Genomic DNA, 22228 nt, shown 5'->3' on the forward strand with positions numbered 1-22228 from the left:
AAGGGGCGTTTACGCCCCTTTCACCAACTGCTCAATCTCAAACCGATTCGTCAGTTTGCTGTCTATCTTCACGTAAGCACTGCGTTCCTGCGTAATAATATTCACATCACTCACGCCATTTTGCGCAAGAATTCGTTGCTTCAGCGTTTCGTCATCGGCCACATCTTCTGGTAATTCAATACGCAAGCTTGCGACATACGGTGGCTCAGTCATCGTGCTGCTTACCAGCAACCAAATCATTGCCAGCAATGCGCCCGCGAGGAAAACGGTTTGTGAATCAAATAATCCGTCAATCCAGCCGCCAAATGAACCGCCAATCGCCACACCCAGGAACTGGCTGGTGGAGTAAATTCCCATTGCTGTACCTTTATAACCGGCTGGCGATTCTTTGCTGATAAGTGACGGTAAGATGGCTTCCATCAGGTTAAAGGCGAGGAAGAACAACTGCACGCCTAACACCAGTTCCCAGAAATGCGGGCCGGAACCCCACAGCACAATTTCAGCAATCAGCAGTAGCGCAACGCAGCCAACAAACACGCGTTTCATGCGGCGTTTTACTTCCGCATAAATGATAAAGGGTACGACCGATGCGAAAGCAATGAGCATCGTGCACAGATAGATTTTCCAGTGCTCGGAGGCCGGGAAACCGGCTTGTTCGAGTTGACCGGGTAGGGCGACAAACGTCGACATCAACATGATGTGCAGGCACATGATACCGAAGTTCAGCTTGAGTAATTTCGGTTCTGCCAGCACTTTGCTAAAGCAGCCTTTCACCATGCCGGACTCACGGTTTAGCACGTGGCTTTTAGAATTCGGCACCACCCAAAGGGTGATTAAAATGCCGCAGGTCGCCAGAATCGCAATCATCCAGAACAGCGCATTTAAACCCAGGTTATGAGTGATTATCGGGCCGAGCACCATGGCAATGGCGAAAGTGACGCCAAAGCTGACGCCGATAAACGCCATAGCTTTAGTGCGATTCTGTTCGCGGGTTAAGTCAGAAAGCAGTGCCATAACCGCAGCGGCAATCGCGCCTGAACCCTGTAATGCGCGACCAAGGATCACGCCCCAGATGGAATCAGAAAGTGCGGCAATCACGCTGCCCAGCACGAAAATTAAGAGTCCGCCGATAATCAACGGCTTGCGCCCAATGCGGTCGGAAAGTAGACCAAAAGGAATCTGGAAGATAGCCTGTGCGAGGCCATAAATACCGATGGCGATACCAATCAGCGCTTCGCTCGCGCCCTGGAGTGCCATGCCATAAGTGGTAAGAACCGGGAGCACCATAAACATGCCGAGCATGCGTAGTGAAAATACCGTGCCTAAACCCCACGTCGCACGTAACTCGACGGGCGTCATTTTATAATCGTTCATTACCACCTCTGATAAAAAGCCGGCCTTAGTGTAGTGCGTGGGAAAAGGAGGGTAAATGGATAGATTGTTAACACAAATAAAAAAGGGCGCAAATGCGCCCTTTTAAGAGGTTCACGACTTACCAGACGTAAGTCATTAGATTTTGTGAATCTGGCACCATAAAGTCGACTGACATCATTACGCTGAGTGAAGTGATGGCAACGATTGAAAAGACGAACAGTTTGCGCGCCCAGACTTTATCGTCTTCGACTTTATACCCACGCAATGCCATGCCTAACCACCAGACGCTTACCGCGGCGGCTACAACCAGATATTTCCATCCGGCATAACCGCCAAGTGACAGCATCAACGTTGCGACGGCAAAGGCGATGATATAAACCGTAATGTGGTTTTTTGCGACCGAAATCCCTTTAACCACTGGCAACACCGGAATGTTTGCGGCCTGGTAATCTTTAAAGCGGAAGATGGCAATCGCATAGGAATGCGGCATCTGCCACAGGCTAAAGATAGCCAGCAGGATCAAAGCACCGGCATCAAATTCATTGGTGACAGCGCAGTAACCAATAACCGGCGGTGCGGCACCCGACAGGCTACCGATCAGCGTGCCGTAGACGGAGTGGCGCTTCATGTACAGGCTATAAACGCCGACATAAACCACAAAGCCCATCACGCCTAACCACATGGCCAGCGGGTTAGCACCAAACCACAGCAGCATGAAGCCAGCAATACCCAACAAGGTGGCGTATACCAGCGAGGTTTTCGGCGCAATCAGGCCTTTGACCAGAACCCTATTCTTGGTTCTCTCCATTTTGCGGTCGATGTCGCGGTCAATGAAGTTGTTATAAACACAACCCGATGCCACGACCAACGACACCCCAACCAGGGTGGAGATAAACAGGGTGTAATCAATACTGCCCTTTGAGGCCAGTAAAAATCCGCCAATGACAGAAATTAAATTGCCGAAAATAATTCCTGGTTTAGTGACTTGTAGGTACCGCTTCATCATATAGGCTGCTCTTAGTGAACCATCATGTTCTGGTTGAGGTTCCACATAATCCAGATAGAGCCGACCACCAGAATGGCAATTATTAGCGCAGTAAAGGCAAAGGCTACCAGGTTCCAACGTTCCTCAGAAGAGGTGTTCATGTGCAGGAAGCACACCAGGTGAACCAAAATCTGTACTACCGCACTGCCCAGCACCACGCCAAGAATCACGGCGTGGGAGGCAGTACCTGTCATGACCATCCAGAACGGAATTGCCGTCAGGATGATCGACAGGATAAAACCTGTCATGTAGGTTTTAACGCTACCGTGGTGGGCGCCAGCGTGTTCATTTGAATGGCTCATTACATCGCCCCCATCAGATAAACAACCGAGAATACGCAGATCCATACTACGTCCAGGAAGTGCCAGAACAGGCTCAGGCACATCAGGCGAGTGCGGTTAGCACTGGTCAAGCCGCGGCGATAGACATGGAACATCATCAACGCCATCCAGACCAGGCCAGAAGTTACGTGCAGACCGTGCGTACCGACCAGGGCAAAGAAGCCTGACAGGAAGCCGCTACGATCCGGCCCGAAACCTTCCACAATCAGATGATGGAATTCATAGATTTCCATCGCGACGAAGCCCGCACCGAACAGGAAGGTCATCGCAAGCCAGGAAATAACCTGGCTCTTGTTGCCTTTGTTCATGGCGATAATCGCCATGCCGTAGGTGATGGAGCTGAATAACAGCAGGGCAGTTTCAACCAGCACAAATGGCAGTTCGAAAATGTCTTTCCCTGTCGGACCGCCGGCAGTGCCGTTCACCAGAACGGCATAGGTAGCAAACAAGCAACAGAACAGAATGCAGTCGCTCATCAGGTAGATCCAGAAACCAAAGACTTTGTTGGTTCCTGCATCGTGATGCCCATGCTCCGCAGCGTGGGCGTTAGCGTGAGTGAGAGTTTCAGTTGACATTTTTCAGCCCTGCTTTGGTAATTTCATCGAAGTGCTGGTTTTCCAGTTTTTCGACTTCCGCAACCGGAACGTAGTAATCCACATCTTCGTCGAAGCTTTTCGCAATCCAGGTGATGATGATGCCTGCGAACGCTGCAATCGCCATCCACCAGATGTGCCAGATCATCGCGAAACCAAACACGGTAGCGAACGCGGCAATCACGATGCCCGCACCGCTGTTACGTGGCATATGAATTTCTTCATAGTGCGTTGGCTGTTTGTACGCTTCGCCTTTCTCTTTCATTTCCCAGAATGCATCACGTTCATGAACGTGCGGCAAGTGAGCAAAGTTGTAGAACGGAGGAGGGGAAGAAGTTGACCACTCCAGCGTACGGCCACCCCACGGGTCACCTGTCAGGTCACGGTTCTGCTCACGCTCACGAATAGAGACGTAGAACTGAATCAGCTGAGACAGAATACCCAGAGCAATCAGGCCCGCACCACAAGCTGCAACAACCAGCAGAGTGTGGAACTGTGGATCAATCTGTTGGCTCAGGCGACGGGTCATACCCATGAAGCCCAACACGTACAGCGGCATAAATGCGACGAAGAAGCCGATGATCCAGAACCAGAAGGCACGTTTACCCCAGGTTTCGTTCAGGGTGAAGCCGAAGGCTTTTGGCCACCAGTAAGTCAGGCCAGCGAAGCAACCGAATACCACACCACCGATAATCACGTTATGGAAGTGAGCAATCAGGAACAGGCTGTTGTGCAGTACGAAGTCAGCACCCGGAACCGCTAACAGAACACCGGTCATGCCACCAATAGAGAAGGTGACGATGAAGCCAATGGTCCACAGCATCGCGGAGTTGAACTCGATACGACCCTGATACATGGTGAACAGCCAGTTGAAGATCTTCACCCCTGTTGGGATGGCGATGATCATTGTGGCGATACCGAAGAAGGCGTTGACGTTCGCGCCGCTGCCCATGGTGAAGAAGTGGTGCAGCCAAACGATGAACGACAGTACCGTAATTGCGATGGTCGCCCACACCAGAGAGGTGTAACCGAACAGGCGTTTTTTCGAGAATGTCGCAACCACTTCGGAGAACACACCAAACACAGGCAGTACCAGGATATAAACTTCCGGGTGGCCCCATGCCCAGATGAGGTTGATATACATCATCATGTTGCCACCCATATCATTGGTAAAGAAATGGGTGCCAAGGTAGCGGTCAAGGGTTAACAGTGCGACGGTCACGGTAAAGATTGGGAATGCCGCGATAATCAGTACGTTGGTACACAGCGAAGCCCAGGTAAACACCGGCATTTTGAACATAGTCATGCCAGGCGTACGCATATTCAGGATAGTAACGAAGAAGTTAATACCCGTTAATGTCGTACCGATACCCGAGAGCTGGAGTGCCCATATCCAGTAGTCGACGCCGACCCCCGGACTGTACTCTATGCCCGATAGCGGCGGATAAGCCACCCAACCGGTCTGTGCGAATTCACCCACCCCAAGAGACAGGTTAACCAACACCACACCTACAACAGTGAACCAGAAGCTCAGGTTGTTCAGGAATGGGAAGGCAACGTCACGCGCACCAATCTGCAGTGGCACGACGATGTTCATCAGGCCGATAACAAATGGCATCGCCACGAAGAAGATCATGATTACGCCGTGGGCAGTAAAGATCTGGTCGTAGTGATGAGGTGGCAGGAAGCCTGCTTCTCCGGCGGAAGCCAAAACCTGCTGGCTACGCATCATGATGGCGTCAGCAAAGCCACGCAGAAGCATGACGATTGCGACAATCACGTACATTATGCCGAGGCGTTTGTGGTCAACCGAGGTGAACCACTCTTTCCATAAATATTCCCACTTACCGAAGTAAGTGATAGCTGCAACTAGCGCCAGTCCCCCGACGATAATTGCTGCCACCGTAACCATGACAATGGGTTCATGGTATGGGATTGCATCCAGTGTAAGTTTTCCGAACATCGTATTATTCCTCGGCCCCTTAGTGAGAGGTTTCCGCGTGACTCATGTCCATGCCTTCCATCCCTTCGTGCGCTGTATGCTCGCCTTCAGGTTGGGTCATGTCCATGCTCTTCCCGTGCCCCATGAATTTGTTAATAACGTCTTTAAACAAATCTGGCTTAACAGCGGAGAAGTATTCGACTTTGTTGTATTCGCTAGGCTGTGCCAGTTTCTCGTAAGTTGCCATATCGTTCATGACTTCCGGAGACTGTTTGGCTTTAGCTACCCACTGGTTAAAGGTGTCCATATCTGGGGTGGCGATTGCCTTGAACTTCATCCCAGAGAAACCTTTACCGCTGTAGTTAGACGAAATACCGTCGTAGGTGCCTGCTTCGTCTGCAATCAGGTGCAACTTAGTTTGCATACCTGCCATTGCGTAGATTTGGCTGCCCAGGCGCGGAATAAAGAAGGAGTTCATCACCGAGTTAGAGGTGATTTTGAATTCCACCGGGGTGTTGGCCGGGAAGGCAATTTCATTAACCGTAGCAATACCTTGCTCTGGGTAGATGAAGAACCATTTCCAGTCCATAGCGATAACTTCGATGGTCACCGGCTTGGCATCGTGAACAAGCGGTTTGCTTGGCTCAAGAGCGTGCGTGGTTTTCCAGGTTAGTACCGCGAGGAAGATGACGATAAGGATAGGAATCGTCCAGACCACAGCTTCAACTTTGTTCGAGTGCGACCAGTTGGGGCTGTATTTGGCGTTTTTGTTTGATGCACGATATTTCCAGGCAAAACCGATAGCCATTGCGATAGCGGGTATAACGACTATCAACATCAGCCCGATCGCTGTCAGTATCAATGAACGTTGTTCCAGTCCAATTTGTCCTTTGGGGTCCAGAAGTGCAGAATCACAGCCACTCAGTAAAAAAGTGCCTGTAATTAATGCCAACCATCCCAAACTTTTATTGTATTTCCTGAGTCTCATTTAACGACCTCAATTCCGGGGAGCTCTAATTGTCGTTTAAAGTGTGGAGGCATTTTACGGGAAGGTTACATTACTGTAAACATGAATGGCATAGTGTCAGTGTGGTGTTACTGGGTTCTGCCAACAATGTCACATAGAATGCAACAAACTGTAAAATCTCGAGATAGGCCGCGGCCCGGCAAGGTTATAACGAAAACCTATGTTGCCATAAATAGTACAGGTTAATTGGTATAACCAATCATTTTGTTAAACATAAATTTAACAAATTAGCATCAATTGATAAACGAATTGATCTACAAATTTAATTAACCAAAAGCTGAATCGGTTAAAGGCAGGGTGAAAATAATTTCTCTGCTAATAATGTAAAAAAAGAGTCTTGCTTTCGGGAAATAATTCACTCAACTTATTGTCTGCGTATTAATTGAACAATATAATCACGCATCGAAACTTATTATTAATATTTATCTGGCGGTTTTAGACCAACGCCGTTTTTCGCAAAGCCAGATAATCAAGCAACCCACCAAACAAAATCCCCCCAATTGCAAATAATGCCCCCCATTCGAGGAACTGAATGTTGAAGGCCCAGTTTGTGAGGCCGATGGCATTGGTAATCAATACAACCAACCATACGGCGAGAAGTGCGCAGCCCAGCATGAATGCGCGAAGCGCAATGCGATAGGCCGATGAAAATTCACTGCGTGGAATGAAGCTATCGTTATTTTGCGTATATTCCAGCGTCGTTTTGCAAACTAAAAGCAGCAAGATGCCGGGTACCGCGGCGACCACGGAAAATAAGTAAAACGTAGGCCAACCCTGGGCTTCAACAAACCAACCGGCTATTGGCCCGACATAAACACGACCTACAGCCGAAAGAGCCGATAACAAAGCGAATTGGGTCGCGGAAAAAGATTTATTACACAGCGTCATCAGAAGGGCCACAAATGCAGCCGTACCCATCCCGCCGCAAAGATTTTCAAAGAATACGGCGCTCGCCATGCTGATCATGTTTTTGTCGGTGACCGAGAGAATCCAGTAACCCGCGTTGGACACCGCCTGCAAAATGCCAAAGATTAGCAACGCGCGGAACAACGACAGGCGTTGCATCAAAATGCCGCCGTACAATGCGCCAATAATGGTTGCAATCAGCCCCAGTGTTTTATTCACGACGCCGACTTCACCTGCATCAAAACCCACACCGCGAATCAAAAACGTGGTCGTTAAACTCATGGCAAACGCATCGCCGAGTTTGTACAACACAATCAGCAGCAGGATAAGCCAGGCATTATTGCGCCCAAAGAAATCACGCAAAGGGGCGACAACGGCTTGTTCAAGGCTTTTTGGAACGGGGATCGCATCAGTCGGTTCAGGCGCAAACAAAGTGGCTATGATACAAGGCAGCATTAATGCGGCCATCAGCCAATACATGCCTTGCCAGCCGAGGTATCTATCCGCAAGCCAGAGTGCCAAACCACCAGAAACCAGCATCGCCAGGCGATAACCCAACACACTGATTGCTGCGCCCGTGCCGCGTTCTTCTGCCGGAAGAATATCGGTTTTCCAGGCGTCAAAGACAATATCTTGTGAAGCCGAGCAGAAAGCAATGATGACCGCTAGCGCCGCCATCCAACGCAACTGCGAGCCGGGTTCAAGGAAGCCCATGCCCGCAATAGCAATCAATAACAAGACTTGGGTAATCAGCAGCCAACCACGACGACGCCCCAGCAGCGGCGGCGTATATCTGTCCATAATCGGCGACCACAGAAACTTAAACACATAGGCTTGCCCGACGAGCGAGAAGAAACCAATGGTTTTAAGATCGATGTTTTCCACCGTCATCCATGCTTGTAGCGTGCCGGAGGTGAGGGCGAGAGGGAGGCCGGACGCAAAGCCTAAAATCAGAAGAATGGCTGATTTAGGTTGCTGGAAGAGACGCAGATAATGGTTGGGCATACTTTGCTCTACAGCCAGCCCGCATGACACGGGCTGGTGGGGTATTGATTAACGAGCGTTCTGCTTAATAAAGTCGTGAACGCTGGTGTCCTGAGCCATATCAGCAATGGTATCAGTCAATACGGAGTTCACCGCGTTGGCGATATTCTTGTTGGTAGCCTGGAACGCCCCTTCTACGTTATAGCTAGAACGGTAGTTTTTGGTCATCTTGTTGCCATTTTTTGCTGTCGCAATGATTACGATGTCAGCTTTAGTGGCGATGTTGTAGCGCACGCTGCCCTGAGACACGTCAGCAAACAACTGGTTTACGATGATTTGCAGATCAACCGGGCTGTTTGGCCCAACCATGTAACCACGCGCAGTCATCTGTTTTTCCAGCACTTCTTGAAGCAAGAAGCGTAGGTCACGAGATGGAGTCAGCGTAACCAGTTGGTTATCACGGGTGACTTTCGCCAGCGCCTGGTCTTTACGTTGATCTGCACCGTTGATGCTTACAGTTACGCCCATCAGGCTTGGGTCTTGCTGTGGCAAGCTGATCGTCGGAGAAACATCAATGGTCGTTGGTGGTGTTGCGCAGCTGGCCAGCATAAATACGGCGACCAACGGGAATAATAATTTTTTTAACATGTTCGCTATCTCAATGTACTCAAGGGGCAGGCAGATAAAAAATCACGCCATCATAACACTGCGGTTGCCCAGTGGAAGTAGCTAACGCACGTAATTTCATCGCGTTGCGCTTTTTCTGAGCTGTTGCAAAGCTATCTGACCACTTTGCCCCCAATTAGTGCCGTAATCACATTAAGCTACAGGGGCTTGGCTCAGAAAATAGGACGAAAGCTAAATAATTGTTGGAATTCCGTTAATAAAACGGCTAAAAGCGGCTAACATTTAAAGGGATGAGTGGCATCTCTACGTAGTCGAGGAGAAAGTTCATGATGATGCGCGAGCAAATAGAATCAAAATTAAGGGCAGCGTTTGAACCCGTGATCCTGGAAGTCGCGGATGAAAGCTATCGTCACAATGTCCCGGCGGGTTCAGAGAGTCATTTTAAAGTGGTTCTGGTCAGCGATCGTTTTGTGGGTGAGCGTTTTTTAAATCGTCATCGTATGATTTATGGCACTTTAAGTGCGGAACTCTCGTCCACAGTGCATGCGCTGGCCCTGCACACCTATACCATTAAGGAATGGGAAGGGTTGCATGACACTATTCTCGCCTCCCCACCTTGTCGTGGAGCAGGTTCAATCGCCTGAAGTTAACCTTCAGGCTTGCAACTAAGGGAACTTTTCCTTTATGTTGCGGTATATGAATCGTGTTTTACAAAACGGCCTGCGGGCCGTTTTGTTTTGTCTGAAATAACCCTTGTTTTTCCAGGGGCAGGACAATAAATCCAAAAGAACTGTGAAAAGGGCCGCAGCAACACTGTGTTGCCGTTCTCGACTCACCTTGGTGATGCCGCTATAATGCTGCGTCTTATTTTTCGGAATGTCTTCGGGACGATTCTGACGACAGGGAATGTGATTCTGATTCAGAAGGCATCCCGGTTCTGTGGAGCGCAAATGAGCACTTCCAGAGTTGACCGAGCACTGTGATTTTTTGAGGTAACAAGATGCAAGTTTCAGTTGAAACCACTCAGGGCCTTGGCCGCCGTCTCACGATTACTATCGCTGCAGACAGCATCGAAACCGCTGTAAAAAGCGAGCTGGTCAACGTGGCAAAGAAAGCCCGTATCGACGGTTTCCGTAAAGGAAAAGTGCCGATGACTGTTATCGCACAACGCTATGGCGCTTCTGTTCGCCAGGACGTGTTGGGCGAGCTGATGAGCCGCAACTTCGTTGACGCGATCATCAAAGAAAAAATTAATCCAGCTGGCGCACCAAACTACGTTCCAGGCGAATACAAACTGGGCGAAGACTTCACCTACGCGGTTGAGTTTGAAGTGTACCCAGAAGTTGAGCTGCAAGGTCTGGAAGCAATCGAAGTTGAAAAACCGGTTGTTGAAGTGACTGACGAAGACGTTGATGCAATGCTGGACACCCTGCGTAAGCAGCAGGCGACCTGGAAAGATTCTGACGCTGCTGTAACTGCAGAAGACCGCGTTACCATCGACTTCACCGGTTCTGTAGACGGCGAAGTATTCGAAGGCGGCAAAGCGTCTGACTTCGTACTGGCAATGGGCCAGGGTCGTATGATCCCAGGTTTCGAAGAAGGCCTGGTTGGTCACAAAGCTGGCGAAGAGTTCACTATCGAAGTGACCTTCCCGGAAGACTACCACGCTGAAAACCTGAAAGGTAAAGCGGCTAAGTTCGAGATCGTTCTGAAGAAAGTTGAAGAGCGTGAACTGCCAGAATTTACTGAAGAATTCATCAAACGTTTTGGCGTTGAAGATGGTTCAGTTGCGGGTCTGCGTACCGAAGTTCGTAAAAACATGGATCGTGAGCTGAAAGGCGCTGTGCGTAACCGCATCAAGTCTCAAGCAATCGACGGTCTGGTTAATGCGAACAACATCGACGTTCCAGCTGCACTGATCGACAGCGAAATCGACGTTCTGCGTCGCCAGGCTGCTCAGCGTTTTGGTGGCAACGAGAAACAAGCGCTGGAACTGCCACGTGAACTGTTCGAAGAACAAGCTAAACGTCGCGTAGTTGTTGGCCTGCTGTTGGGCGAAGTGATTCGTACCCACGAGCTGAAAGCTGACGAAGAACGCGTTAAAGGTCTGATCGAAGAAATGGCTTCTGCCTACGAAGATCCGACTGAAGTTATCGAGTTCTACGGCAAAAACAAAGAACTGATGGACAACATGCGTAATGTTGCTCTGGAAGAACAAGCTGTTGAAGCAGTACTGTCTAAAGCGAAAGTGTCTGAAAAAGCCACTACCTTTAGCGAACTGATGAATCAACAAGCGTAAGCATAATTTTTGGCATCATCGCCAAAATATTGCTGCATCAAGCCCGTCACCCAATGGTGGCGGGCTTTTTTTATCAGTGACTCCCTGAAAACACATCAATAAAACGCAGTTTCAGGGTTAGCGTAACAAGAAAAGGTTGTTATGCTTGAAACAGGGTAAGCTCATCCCCATAAATACGGGTATGGCTAGAAAACAGAACCCCTGACTGATAATCCGTCCATTTAAGGTTGGAGACGCAAGGAGCTTAGTCTTCTTTTAAGGAGCGTAGTCTTCTTTTATCGTCTCAAGTAGAATCAGTGCAGCAGGTATCGAAGGCTCAATTATTCCAGGAGACGGAAATGTCATACAGTGGCGAAAGAGATCAATTTGCACCCCATATGGCCCTGGTGCCGATGGTTGTTGAACAGACATCGCGTGGCGAGCGTTCATACGATATCTATTCCCGCTTGCTCAAGGAACGTGTCATCTTTATGACAGGCCAGGTCGAAGACCATATGGCTAACCTTATCGTGGCGCAGATGCTGTTCCTGGAAGCAGAAAACCCAGAAAAAGACATCTATCTCTATATCAACTCACCAGGTGGCGTCATTACCGCTGGGATGTCTATCTACGATACGATGCAATTTATTAAGCCGGATGTCAGCACTATCTGTATGGGACAGGCCTGTTCTATGGGGGCTTTCCTGCTGACCGCTGGTGCTAAAGGTAAGCGTTTCTGCTTGCCGAACTCACGAGTCATGATTCACCAGCCGCTGGGTGGCTATCAGGGGCAGGCAACGGATATCGAAATCCATGCGCGTGAAATCCTGAAAGTTAAAGCGCGTATGAACGAACTTATGGCGCAACACACGGGCAAATCTCTTGAAGAAATAGAGAGAGACACAGAGCGTGACCGTTTCCTCGCAGCAAGTGAGGCGGTAGAGTACGGCTTAGTTGACTCAATCCTGACTCACCGTAGCTAATGCCCGATAACAGTGAGCCGTATACTATAGTTACTGTAGTGGCTCATAGTGCGCTTACGATTGGCTGCGCCGTAGAATGGCACTTGCACCGTCTCGTACGGTGCAAAGAAACAGAAAAGAGGTTTTACCGATGACAGATAAGCGCAAAGACGGTTCAGGCAAACTGCTTTACTGCTCTTTTTGCGGCAAAAGCCAGCATGAAGTGCGTAAACTGATTGCCGGGCCGTCAGTGTATATCTGCGATGAGTGTGTCGACTTATGTAACGACATTATTCGCGAAGAGATTAAAGAGGTCGCACCGCACCGCGAGCGTAGTGCGCTGCCGACTCCGCATGAAATCCGTCACCATCTCGATGATTACGTCATCGGTCAGGAACAGGCTAAAAAAGTCCTGGCGGTTGCGGTTTATAACCATTACAAACGTCTGCGTAACGGCGACAGCACCAACGGTATCGAACTGGGCAAAAGTAATATTCTGCTCATCGGGCCGACGGGTAGCGGGAAAACCCTGCTGGCTGAAACCCTGGCGCGTTTGCTGGATGTTCCATTCACCATGGCAGATGCCACAACGTTAACCGAAGCGGGTTACGTGGGTGAAGACGTTGAAAACATCATCCAGAAACTGCTGCAAAAATGTGATTACGATGTGCAAAAAGCACAGCGCGGTATCGTGTATATCGATGAGATCGACAAAATCTCCCGCAAATCTGATAACCCGTCCATCACTCGTGATGTGTCTGGTGAAGGTGTGCAGCAGGCGTTGCTGAAACTTATCGAAGGTACCGTTGCAGCGGTTCCACCGCAGGGTGGACGTAAACATCCACAGCAAGAATTCTTGCAGGTTGATACCTCCAAGATTCTGTTTATCTGTGGTGGTGCATTCGCAGGCCTCGACAAAGTTATCGCTAACCGTGTCGAAACCGGTTCTGGTATCGGCTTTGGTGCGACCGTAAAAGGTAAGTCTCAGAAGGCGACCGAAGGGCAGTTACTGGGCCAGGTTGAGCCGGAGGATTTGATCAAATTTGGTCTGATCCCTGAGTTTATCGGCCGTCTGCCAGTTGTTGCTACGCTGACTGAACTGAGCGAAGAAGCACTGATCCAAATCCTGAAAGAACCGAAAAACGCCCTGACTAAGCAATATCAGGCGTTGTTCAATCTGGAAGGTGTGGATCTGGAATTCCGCGACGAAGCGCTGGATGCGATTGCCAAGAAAGCAATGGCACGTAAAACCGGTGCTCGTGGTCTGCGTTCCATCGTTGAAGGTGCACTGCTCGATACCATGTACGACCTTCCTTCCATGGAAGACGTCGAGAAAGTGGTGATTGACGAGTCCGTCATCGACGGTCAAAGCAAACCATTATTAATTTATGGTAAGCCAGAAGCGCAACAAGCATCCGGTGAATAATTCGCCAAAATAACCAGTCAGTTAGTATAAAAAGGGGGATTTATATCCCCCTTTTGCTTTTCCTTCATTCCTGCCATTGAATGTGCGGGAAACATCCCAATATACTGACTTACTTGTTGGTGATGCCATAAAAGCGGAGGCATTGCCCCATCACCAGGCGGACCTTAACTAAGAGAGAGCTCTATGAATCCTGAGCGTTCTGAACGCATTGAAATCCCCGTATTGCCATTGCGCGATGTGGTGGTTTATCCGCACATGGTAATTCCACTGTTTGTCGGGCGAGAAAAATCCATTCGTTGCCTGGAAGCGGCCATGGATCATGATAAAAAAATCATGCTGGTGGCGCAGAAAGAAGCCTCGACAGATGAGCCAGGTGTTAATGACCTGTTCTCAGTGGGAACCGTCGCATCCATTTTGCAAATGCTGAAACTGCCAGACGGCACGGTAAAAGTGCTGGTTGAAGGTTTACAGCGTGCGCGTATCACCACGCTTTCTGACAACGGTGACCATTTCTCAGCGCAGGCTGAGTACCTGAATTCGCCAGCTATCGAAGAGCGCGAACAGGAAGTGCTGGTGCGCACCGCAATTGGTCAGTTTGAAGGCTACATCAAGCTGAACAAAAAAATCCCGCCAGAAGTGCTGACATCGCTGAATAGCATTGATGATCCTGCTCGTCTGGCTGACACCATTGCGGCCCATATGCCATTGAAACTGACTGATAAACAGTCCGTTCTTGAGATGTCCGATATTAACGAACGTCTTGAATATCTGATGGCCATGATGGAGTCGGAAATCGATCTGCTGCAGGTTGAGAAGCGCATTCGCAACCGCGTTAAAAAGCAGATGGAAAAGAGCCAGCGTGAGTACTATCTGAACGAGCAAATGAAAGCCATTCAGAAAGAACTCGGCGAAATGGACGACACGCCAGATGAAAACGAAGCGCTAAAACGCAAAATCGACGCGGCTAAAATGCCGAAAGAAGCGCGTGAAAAAACCGAAGCGGAATTGCAAAAACTGAAAATGATGTCGCCAATGTCTGCGGAAGCTACCGTGGTTCGTGGTTACATTGATTGGATGGTGCAGGTTCCATGGAATGCGCGCAGTAAAGTGAAAAAAGATCTGCGTCAGGCGCAGGAAGTCCTCGATACCGATCACTACGGCCTTGAGCGCGTGAAAGATCGTATCCTGGAATACCTCGCAGTCCAGAGCCGCGTTAACAAGCTCAAAGGGCCAATCTTGTGCCTGGTAGGGCCTCCAGGCGTAGGTAAAACCTCACTGGGTCAGTCCATCGCACGTGCGACAGGACGTAAATATGTGCGCATGGCTTTGGGTGGCGTACGTGACGAAGCTGAAATTCGTGGGCACCGTCGTACTTATATCGGTTCCATGCCGGGCAAACTGATTCAGAAAATGGCGAAAGTGGGCGTTAAAAACCCATTATTCCTGTTGGATGAAATCGACAAAATGTCTTCTGACATGCGTGGCGATCCGGCATCTGCTCTGCTCGAAGTGCTTGATCCTGAACAGAACGTGGCGTTCAACGACCATTATCTGGAAGTGGATTACGATCTCAGCGATGTGATGTTTGTAGCAACGTCCAACTCCATGAATATTCCGGCACCATTGCTGGATCGTATGGAAGTGATTCGTCTGTCCGGTTACACCGAAGATGAAAAACTGAATATTGCTAAACAACACCTGCTGACCAAGCAAATTGAACGCAACGCGCTGAAAAAAGGCGAAATTACCGTTCACGATAGCGCTATTACCGGCATCATTCGTTACTACACGCGTGAAGCGGGCGTGCGTAGTCTGGAACGTGAAATTTCCAAACTGTGTCGTAAAGCGGTTAAACAGTTACTGCTGGATAAAACGCTCAAGCACATCGAAATCGACGGCGATAACCTGAAAGATTTCCTTGGTGTGCAGCGTTTTGACTATGGTCGCGCAGACAGCGAAAACCGCGTAGGTCAGGTAACAGGCCTTGCGTGGACCGAAGTTGGCGGTGATTTGCTGACTATCGAAACCGCCTGTGTGCCGGGCAAAGGCAAGCTGACTTACACCGGTTCTTTGGGTGAAGTTATGCAGGAGTCTATCCAGGCTGCACTGACCGTGGTGCGCGCGCGTGCAGAGAAATTAGGCATCAATGCTGATTTCTATGAAAAACGCGACATCCACGTTCACGTACCGGAAGGTGCGACACCGAAAGATGGCCCAAGCGCGGGTATTGCGATGTGTACTGCGCTGGTATCTTGCCTGACAGGTAATCCTGTTCGTGCAGATGTGGCGATGACCGGCGAAATCACACTGCGTGGTCAGGTTCTGCCAATTGGCGGTTTGAAAGAAAAACTGTTGGCGGCACACCGTGGCGGCATTAAAACTGTTCTGATTCCGGATGAAAATAAACGTGATCTGGAAGAGATTCCTGACAACGTTCTCGCCGACCTGGATATCCATCCGGTGAAGCGAATCGAGGAAGTTTTGGCTCTTGCTTTGCAGAATGAGCCTTACGGAATGCAGGTCGTCACCGCAAAATAGTGACCTGACGCATATTCAGTGCATAAAATCAGAGCTGGCTGGTGAATTGTCACTTGCCAGCTTTTTTTTGTATCGCTACTTTAGACTGCTGGTGATGCGTGCCATTAACAACGGGTGTTGTAAGGGCATGACAGGCCTGATATAACTGCTGCGCGGTCGCACTTTGAAGGATACTGGTGCGATATAAATTATAAAGAGAGGAAGAGAAGAGTGAATAAATCTCAACTGATAGACAAAATTGCCGCAGGTGCTGATATTTCTAAAGCCGCGGCTGGACGTGCATTAGACGCTGTGATTGCTTCTGTTACCGAATCTCTGCAATCTGGGGAAGACGTGGCATTGGTTGGCTTTGGTACCTTTGCTGTTAAAGAGCGTGCTGCCCGTACAGGCCGTAACCCTCAGACCGGTAAAGAAATCACTATCGCTGCTGCAAAAGTCCCAGGGTTCCGTGCTGGTAAAGCGCTGAAAGAAGCGGTTAACTGATTTATCGTCCGCTTCAGGGCAAGGTTAATCTAGTAAAGTTAGGTCAGGGCGCATCGTCAGATGTGCCTTTTTTTATGCATGGCTGTTAATTTTGCGCATGTTTGATGATTTGAACCTGTTTTCTTGTCACAATACCCGCTTGCACGCAGCGGCACAGCAGTACGCGTATTCAGGGATGCCCATTTAGCGACTGCGCTGGGTTTACCATTCACACTACAGTGGAGTGTTGTTACACCATGATGGACAATTTACGTACGGCGGCCAACAGCCTCGTAATCAAGATAATTTTCGGGATCATTATCGTGTCATTCATTTTGACTGGCGTGAGTGGATACCTGATTGGCGGAAGTGCCAACTACGCCGCAAAAGTGAATGGCCAGGAAATCAGCCGTGGTCAGTTTGAAAATGCCGTTGCCAGCGAACGTAATCGCCAACAGCAGCAACTTGGCGAACAATTCTCTGTACTGGCTGGCAACGAAGGCTACATCAAGCAGATGCGCCAGCAAGTGCTGTCACGCCTGATTGATGAAGCGTTAATGGATCAATACGCCAAACATCTTGGTCTTGGCATTAGCGACGAACAAATCAAACTCGCTATCTTCAAAGAGCCCGCTTTCCAGAATAACGGTAAATTTGATAACGCCCGTTATACCGCAATCATCAATAACATGGGGATGACTGCTGACCAATACGCACAAGCGCTGCGTAACCAGCTAACGACGCAGCAGTTGATCAACGCCGTTGTCGGTACTGATTTCATGCTGGCAGGTGAAACTGACGAGCTGGCAGCCCTGGTATCACAGCAACGTGTTGTTCGTGAAGCGACCATTGATGTGAATGCTCTGGCAGCGAAGCAAGAAGTGACCGAGCAGGAAATCAACAGCAGCTACGAGCAAAACAAAAACCAATACATCGCCCCTGAGCAGTTCAAAGTCAGCTACATCATGCTTGATGCCGCTTCTCAGAAAGTTGAAGTGGCGGATACAGATATTCAGTCCTACTACGACCAGCATCAGGACGAGTTCACTCAACCTCAACGTAACCGTTACAGCGTGATTCAGACCAAAACTGAAGCCGAAGCTAAAGCGATTCTGGATGAGCTGAACAAAGGCGGTGATTTCGCGGCCCTGGCAAAAGAAAAATCTGCTGACATCATCTCTGCCCGTAACGGCGGTGACATGGGGTGGCTGGAGTCAGGTACCACTCCTGATGAGCTGAAAAATGCCGGTCTGAAAGACAAAGGCCAGTTGTCCGGTGTTATCAAATCTTCAGTAGGTTTCCTGGTTGTGCGTCTTGATGACATCCAGCCTGCGCAAACCAAACCGCTGTCTGAAGTTAAAGATGCGATTGCGGCGAAAGTGAAGCAAGATAAAGCAGTTGATGCTTATTACGCGCTGCAACAAAAAGTGAGCGACGCGGCAAGCAACGATAACGAATCTCTGGCAAGTGCTGAAAAAGTGGCTGGCGTTAAAGCGGTTGAGACTGGCTGGTTCGGTCACGATAACTTACCAGCAGAGCTGAACTTCAAGCCTGTTTCCGATGCCATTTTCAATGGTGGTCTGGTGGGTGCGAACGGAACTCCGGGTATGAACTCTGACATCATCACTGTTGATGGTGATCGCGCGTTCGTTATCCGTATCGCTGAACACAAAGCCGAAGCCATTAAACCGTTAGCGGAAGTTCGTGACCAGGTTATCGCGAAGGTTAAATTCCAGAAAGCGGAACAACAAGCGAAGCTGGATGCTGACAAAACGCTGAATGCTCTGAAAATGGGCAAAGGCGATGAAGCGATGAAAGCTGCGGGCTTGAGCTTCGGTACGGCGAAAACTGTCGTGCGTACAGGCCAGGATCCTATCAGCCAGGCGGCCTTCTCACTGCCGTTACCTGCCAAGGACAAACCTTCTTATGGCGTGGCTAACGACATGCAGGGCAATGTCGTTCTGCTGGCTGTGGATGAAGTGAAAGCCGGTGATATGCCAGCTGAGCAGAAAAAAGCCATGGTTCAGGGGATTACCCAGAACAATGCCCAAATCTCTTTCGAAGCGCTGATGACCAGTCTGCGCAAAGAAGCGAAAATTAAGATGGGCGACAGTATCGAACAGCAGTAATTCTCTTCGAGGTTACTCGCAGTAAACTGCAACGCTCTGCAACAATCAAAGGCCGCTTTCGCGGCCTTTTCCACATTTGAAGATTGCCAATTGTTCCTGTTTTTTTCCCCGAGTAAGGTGGCCTCGCTGTAAACACACAAGGAGAAACAGCATGAAAACAGGATTCAAAACCGGACTTAAAGCAATGTGTATTGCCGTGGCACTTATTGGCGCAAGCACATGTACCCCGGCTGCAGCTGCACCGGCTGTCGTTAAAAATGACACAGCACAACAGCACACTGATAAAACCCCAGCCACTCCCGTAACGGTTGCTAAACCCGGCGATGCTGACGATGGCGTAGTGAGTATTAACACCGCCAGTGCGGAAGCGCTGGCGCAGGCAATGAACGGCATCGGCTTGAAAAAGGCGCAGTCGATTGTGAGCTACCGCGAAGAATATGGTCCATTCAAAGCGCTCGAACAGCTTCAGGAGGTGCCAGGGATTGGCAGTGCATTGGTAGAACGCAATCTGTCTCACATTAAGCTTTAACGCTTAGTGCTGAACGCTCGCGTAGCGTAGAAATTTTGCTATGCTAAAAACAGGTCATACCAGTTGCGTATGGCCTGTTTACCTCACCTGACTATTAAAATTAGAGATAGGGTTTTAGCGCTATGCAGACACATATCAAAGTCCGTGGTTATCACATGGATGTTTACCAGCACGTAAACAACGCCCGCTACCTTGAGTTCCTTGAAGAGGCTCGTTGGGAAGGGTTGGAAAATGCGGCTGGATTCCAGTGGATGACGGAACACAACATCGCGTTCATCGTGGTCAATATCAATATTAACTATCGCCGCCCTGCGGTATTGGGTGATTTGCTACGCATCGAAAGTAGCTTGCAGCAACTCAACGGCAAAAGCGGCGTATTGAGTCAGGTTGTGAAGCTGGAACCAGAAGGTGAGATAGTGGCAGATGCGCTGCTGACTTTCGTCTGCATTGATTTGAAAACGCAGAAGTCGGTTCCGCTGGAAGGGGAATTGCGCGAGAAACTCGTGCAAATGATGGAATAGCGGGATCAGTAAAGGCGTGGTAAACACCACGCCCATTGAATTATTTGAGGCCGGTTTTCTTTTTCATCGACGCCATTACTGCGGGTTTATCCGCCAGATAGTGGTTCAGGCCGTTAGCCCGCAAGTGACAGGCCGCACATTCACCACATCCGTCGCCCTGAATCCCGTTGTAGCAGGTCAGCGTATCGGTACGCACCAGTTCCAGTTGCTGCCAGTAATCTGCCAGCGCCCAGGTTTCTGCTTTATCAAGCCACATCAGTGGAGTTTCAAAACGGATATCACGAGCCATACCGAGGCTGACAGCATGGTTCAGCGCTTTCACAAACTCATCGCGACAATCCGGGTAGCCAGAGAAATCTGTTTCGCAAACGCCCGTAATAACCGCTTCGGCTTCAACCTGATACGCATAAATTGCGGTCAACGTCAGGAACAAAATATTGCGCCCTGGAACGAAGGTGCTGGGAATGCCGCTTTCTTGCGGGTCGTAATCAGGCACAGGAATGTTATCGCGCGTCAGGCTGCTGACAGCCAGTTCGTTCAGCAATGTGACATCCAGAACTTTGTGGGCACGAGCGCCTAATTTCAGCGCTAATTCGCGGGCAACGTCAATCTCAGCGCGGTGGCGTTGGCCATAATCAAACGTCACACAATGGACTTCATCATATTGCTGTAAGGCCTGAATCAGGCAGGTTGTGGAATCCTGGCCACCACTAAAGACGACAACTGCACGTTTCATGAGTAATCCTGTTAATCACTTAAAAATATATGGTAACGCGTGGACGTATTGGCTGCCCAGCTTCTTCACACCATTGTCGGCGGTGGCAACCATGCTTGCGTAAAATCGAACCAGCCCCAGGCATTCAACTCAATGCCGTTAACGCCTGGCGGCGCGCTGATTTGGTAGCGGTAATTAAACAGCGGCGACACTATCGCATCGCGCATTAACGCGCTGAACACTTCCTGCAAACCGACACTACGGGCGCTCTCTTCTGGATGAACTTGAACGGCATCAAGCGTGGCTTGCAGATGGCTGTACTGAGTTTCCGTGAGAACAGCAGGCCAGATAACATCGCTGCGTAACCACTGCTCCAGCGTGTAAACCGGAGCTTCGCCAATCAAGCGGTCACCCATCATTAAATCGGCCTGCGCCAGGGCTTCGCAACCCGTCCAGTTTTTGGCATCGTGAAAGACCAGATTCAGTTCGCAGCCTAAATCAGCCAGATGGGTTTTCAGCTGTTGCGCCATAACGTGTAACTCAACCGGCAAATGATACAGCAGTGTCAATCGCGGTGGCAGGGGGACGGTTTTACATGAGTCCCATGCGGGGATCTTCCAGCCGGGGATCATCTCAACGCTTGGTGTGATCAGCGATTCATCTACCGGCAGGCTGGCGATCAACTGCTGTTGGTGAATTATCTGCATCAGAAAACGTGCCTGCTCCGGAGACAAATTGCTGTTTTGTTTGACCGCCAGATAGCAAAACCCAAGGCTGATACTGTTGCTGACGGGCCTGAGATGTACCAGTTCATCTTGCTGCCCGATGGCGATTTGCACCGGATGGCGGCAACTGGTGCCCAGTTCAGTATCGAAAAGCTGTGGGGTAATCCAGTATTCCACGGCTTTAAGCAGCGGATGGCAGAGATGGTAGGACTCGAAACTTTCAATGCGCACCAGATTTTCTTTAAAGCTGCTGAGTCGAAATGGCCCGCATCCCATTTGGTTATCTTCAGGATGTGCCAGACGGCTGCAATAACTTGCTAGTCGGTGAGCCAGCCAGTAATCAGGTGTATGCAGAATAAAACGGATGCACTGTGTATGGGTCATTTCGATGCTTTTTACGCTGACAAACAGGCGACGCATTGCCGGAAGTGTCAAAAGCATCATCAATCGTTGCTGTAATTGCGTCGTTTCAACCGGCTCGCCATTGTGCCAGTGCAATGTGGAACGAATGAAGAAATACCAATTCAAACCATCTTCCGAGACTTGCCAGTGATGGGCGAGATCGGGCTGCGGAGCCGGGCTATTTGAGGTGAAGCGGGTCAGCCCGGCAAAGATTTGCCCGGCTAAATGTTGTTCGGCGCGGCCAGGCAGAAACCCCGGCTGCAAGGGTTCCAGTGGCCGGTAATACGGAATACGCAGCGTTGGAGTATCGTTTTGCCACTGCCCGCCGAGAAACGGTTGCAGCAACTGGCGTAACTGTTCAGGCGCAATTTGTGCCAGCTCCAGCGCATTCTGATGTTGTCCCTTGTGCAGAACCTGTTCCATCATGCCTGAACGCACGCTTTCAGGCGTGACCAGGAAACTCAGCGTACCGCGTTTTCCTCTCCCTGACTGTGCATGCCACGTTAGCCAGCCCGCGTCCTGCAACTGGTTAAGCAAAGTCCGTACATGACGCTCGCTGCAAAAACAGCGCGCCGCCAGTTCAGCCACCGTAACTTGTTGAAGTTCTCCCGCCGAGGGTTGCCACAAACGTTGAAACTGATTGAGTCGATTTAACAAGCGCATGAGATAAACCCGGAACAATTTTTAAAAAGTATTCACTAT

Annotated in this window: 19 protein-coding genes; 9 read left to right on the top strand and 10 right to left on the bottom strand. The window is 49.7% G+C overall.

Features of this window, described 5'->3' with window-relative positions; all coding sequences use genetic code 11:
* Positions 1 to 9: 9 nt before the first annotated feature.
* The 8 genes from M2371_RS16535 to M2371_RS16570 all read right to left on the bottom strand — a co-directional run bounded on the left by M2371_RS16535 (position 10) and on the right by M2371_RS16570 (position 8860).
* The gene (locus tag M2371_RS16535) at positions 10 to 1374 is read right to left on the bottom strand and encodes an MFS transporter (protein ID WP_259268199.1); all 1365 of its coding nucleotides are present in this window, start codon (positions 1372 to 1374) and stop codon (positions 10 to 12) included.
* A 118-nt stretch (positions 1375 to 1492) separates the two neighbouring features.
* Positions 1493 to 2380: a heme o synthase gene (gene cyoE / locus M2371_RS16540; protein WP_034493708.1), complete on the bottom strand. Its 888-nt coding sequence runs from the start codon at positions 2378 to 2380 to the stop codon at positions 1493 to 1495.
* 11 nt (positions 2381 to 2391) lie between these two features.
* Positions 2392 to 2721 (bottom strand): cytochrome o ubiquinol oxidase subunit IV, encoded by a 330-nt coding sequence (locus M2371_RS16545; protein ID WP_034493709.1) that lies wholly within the window; start codon positions 2719 to 2721, stop codon positions 2392 to 2394.
* The gene (locus M2371_RS16550) at positions 2721 to 3335 is read right to left on the bottom strand and encodes a cytochrome o ubiquinol oxidase subunit III (RefSeq protein ID WP_034493710.1); all 615 of its coding nucleotides are present in this window, start codon (positions 3333 to 3335) and stop codon (positions 2721 to 2723) included. Before M2371_RS16550 ends, M2371_RS16545 begins: the two co-directional genes overlap by 1 nt.
* Complete coding sequence (gene cyoB, locus M2371_RS16555) at positions 3325 to 5316, bottom strand: cytochrome o ubiquinol oxidase subunit I (RefSeq protein ID WP_259268200.1); 1992 nt, start codon at positions 5314 to 5316, stop codon at positions 3325 to 3327. The genes M2371_RS16550 and cyoB overlap by 11 nt, the downstream gene beginning before the upstream one ends.
* Positions 5317 to 5335: 19 nt before the next feature.
* The gene (cyoA, locus tag M2371_RS16560) at positions 5336 to 6283 is read right to left on the bottom strand and encodes a cytochrome o ubiquinol oxidase subunit II (RefSeq protein ID WP_172895391.1); all 948 of its coding nucleotides are present in this window, start codon (positions 6281 to 6283) and stop codon (positions 5336 to 5338) included.
* A 474-nt stretch (positions 6284 to 6757) separates the two neighbouring features.
* Positions 6758 to 8233 (bottom strand): muropeptide MFS transporter AmpG, encoded by a 1476-nt coding sequence (gene ampG, locus M2371_RS16565; protein ID WP_259268201.1) that lies wholly within the window; start codon positions 8231 to 8233, stop codon positions 6758 to 6760.
* A gap of 48 nt (positions 8234 to 8281) precedes the next feature.
* A complete protein-coding gene (locus M2371_RS16570; RefSeq protein WP_034457986.1) occupies positions 8282 to 8860 on the bottom strand; it encodes a lipoprotein in 579 nt (192 codons plus the stop codon).
* 305 nt (positions 8861 to 9165) lie between these two features.
* Between M2371_RS16570 and bolA the strand changes: the two genes are divergently transcribed.
* The 9 genes from bolA to M2371_RS16615 all read left to right on the top strand — a co-directional run bounded on the left by bolA (position 9166) and on the right by M2371_RS16615 (position 19684).
* On the top strand, positions 9166 to 9483 hold the full coding sequence (gene bolA, locus M2371_RS16575) for a transcriptional regulator BolA (RefSeq protein WP_034457988.1): 318 nt from the start codon (positions 9166 to 9168) through the stop codon (positions 9481 to 9483).
* Positions 9484 to 9839: 356 nt separating this feature from the next.
* Complete coding sequence (gene tig / locus M2371_RS16580; protein WP_034493714.1) at positions 9840 to 11138, top strand: trigger factor; 1299 nt, start codon at positions 9840 to 9842, stop codon at positions 11136 to 11138.
* Between the two features lie 338 nt (positions 11139 to 11476).
* A complete protein-coding gene (gene clpP / locus M2371_RS16585) occupies positions 11477 to 12100 on the top strand; it encodes an ATP-dependent Clp endopeptidase proteolytic subunit ClpP (protein ID WP_034457992.1) in 624 nt (207 codons plus the stop codon).
* A gap of 130 nt (positions 12101 to 12230) precedes the next feature.
* Positions 12231 to 13505 (top strand): ATP-dependent protease ATP-binding subunit ClpX, encoded by a 1275-nt coding sequence (clpX, locus tag M2371_RS16590; RefSeq protein ID WP_034457994.1) that lies wholly within the window; start codon positions 12231 to 12233, stop codon positions 13503 to 13505.
* Between the two features lie 183 nt (positions 13506 to 13688).
* Positions 13689 to 16043, top strand: a complete 2355-nt coding sequence (lon, locus tag M2371_RS16595; RefSeq protein ID WP_034493715.1) for an endopeptidase La — start codon at positions 13689 to 13691, stop codon at positions 16041 to 16043.
* A gap of 210 nt (positions 16044 to 16253) precedes the next feature.
* Positions 16254 to 16526, top strand: coding sequence for a nucleoid-associated protein HU-beta (gene hupB, locus M2371_RS16600; RefSeq protein WP_034493716.1), 273 nt, complete (start codon positions 16254 to 16256; stop codon positions 16524 to 16526).
* 236 nt (positions 16527 to 16762) lie between these two features.
* On the top strand, positions 16763 to 18634 hold the full coding sequence (gene ppiD, locus M2371_RS16605) for a peptidylprolyl isomerase (RefSeq protein WP_259268202.1): 1872 nt from the start codon (positions 16763 to 16765) through the stop codon (positions 18632 to 18634).
* 151 nt (positions 18635 to 18785) lie between these two features.
* Positions 18786 to 19163, top strand: coding sequence for a helix-hairpin-helix domain-containing protein (locus tag M2371_RS16610; protein WP_259268203.1), 378 nt, complete (start codon positions 18786 to 18788; stop codon positions 19161 to 19163).
* A gap of 122 nt (positions 19164 to 19285) precedes the next feature.
* Positions 19286 to 19684 carry a YbgC/FadM family acyl-CoA thioesterase gene (locus tag M2371_RS16615; RefSeq protein WP_115630519.1) on the top strand — a complete coding sequence of 133 codons (399 nt, stop codon included), beginning with the start codon at positions 19286 to 19288 and terminating at the stop codon, positions 19682 to 19684.
* Between the two features lie 40 nt (positions 19685 to 19724).
* Here the strand turns inward: M2371_RS16615 and queC are convergent, their stop codons facing one another.
* Positions 19725 to 20420: a 7-cyano-7-deazaguanine synthase QueC gene (queC, locus tag M2371_RS16620; RefSeq protein WP_259268204.1), complete on the bottom strand. Its 696-nt coding sequence runs from the start codon at positions 20418 to 20420 to the stop codon at positions 19725 to 19727.
* 65 nt (positions 20421 to 20485) lie between these two features.
* Entirely contained in the window at positions 20486 to 22189 is a 1704-nt protein-coding gene (locus M2371_RS16625) for an SgrR family transcriptional regulator (RefSeq protein WP_259268205.1), read from the bottom strand.
* Positions 22190 to 22228 lie beyond the last annotated feature (39 nt).

Source organism: Buttiauxella sp. BIGb0471, from assembly GCF_024807715.1.
GTDB lineage: Bacteria > Pseudomonadota > Gammaproteobacteria > Enterobacterales > Enterobacteriaceae > Buttiauxella > Buttiauxella agrestis.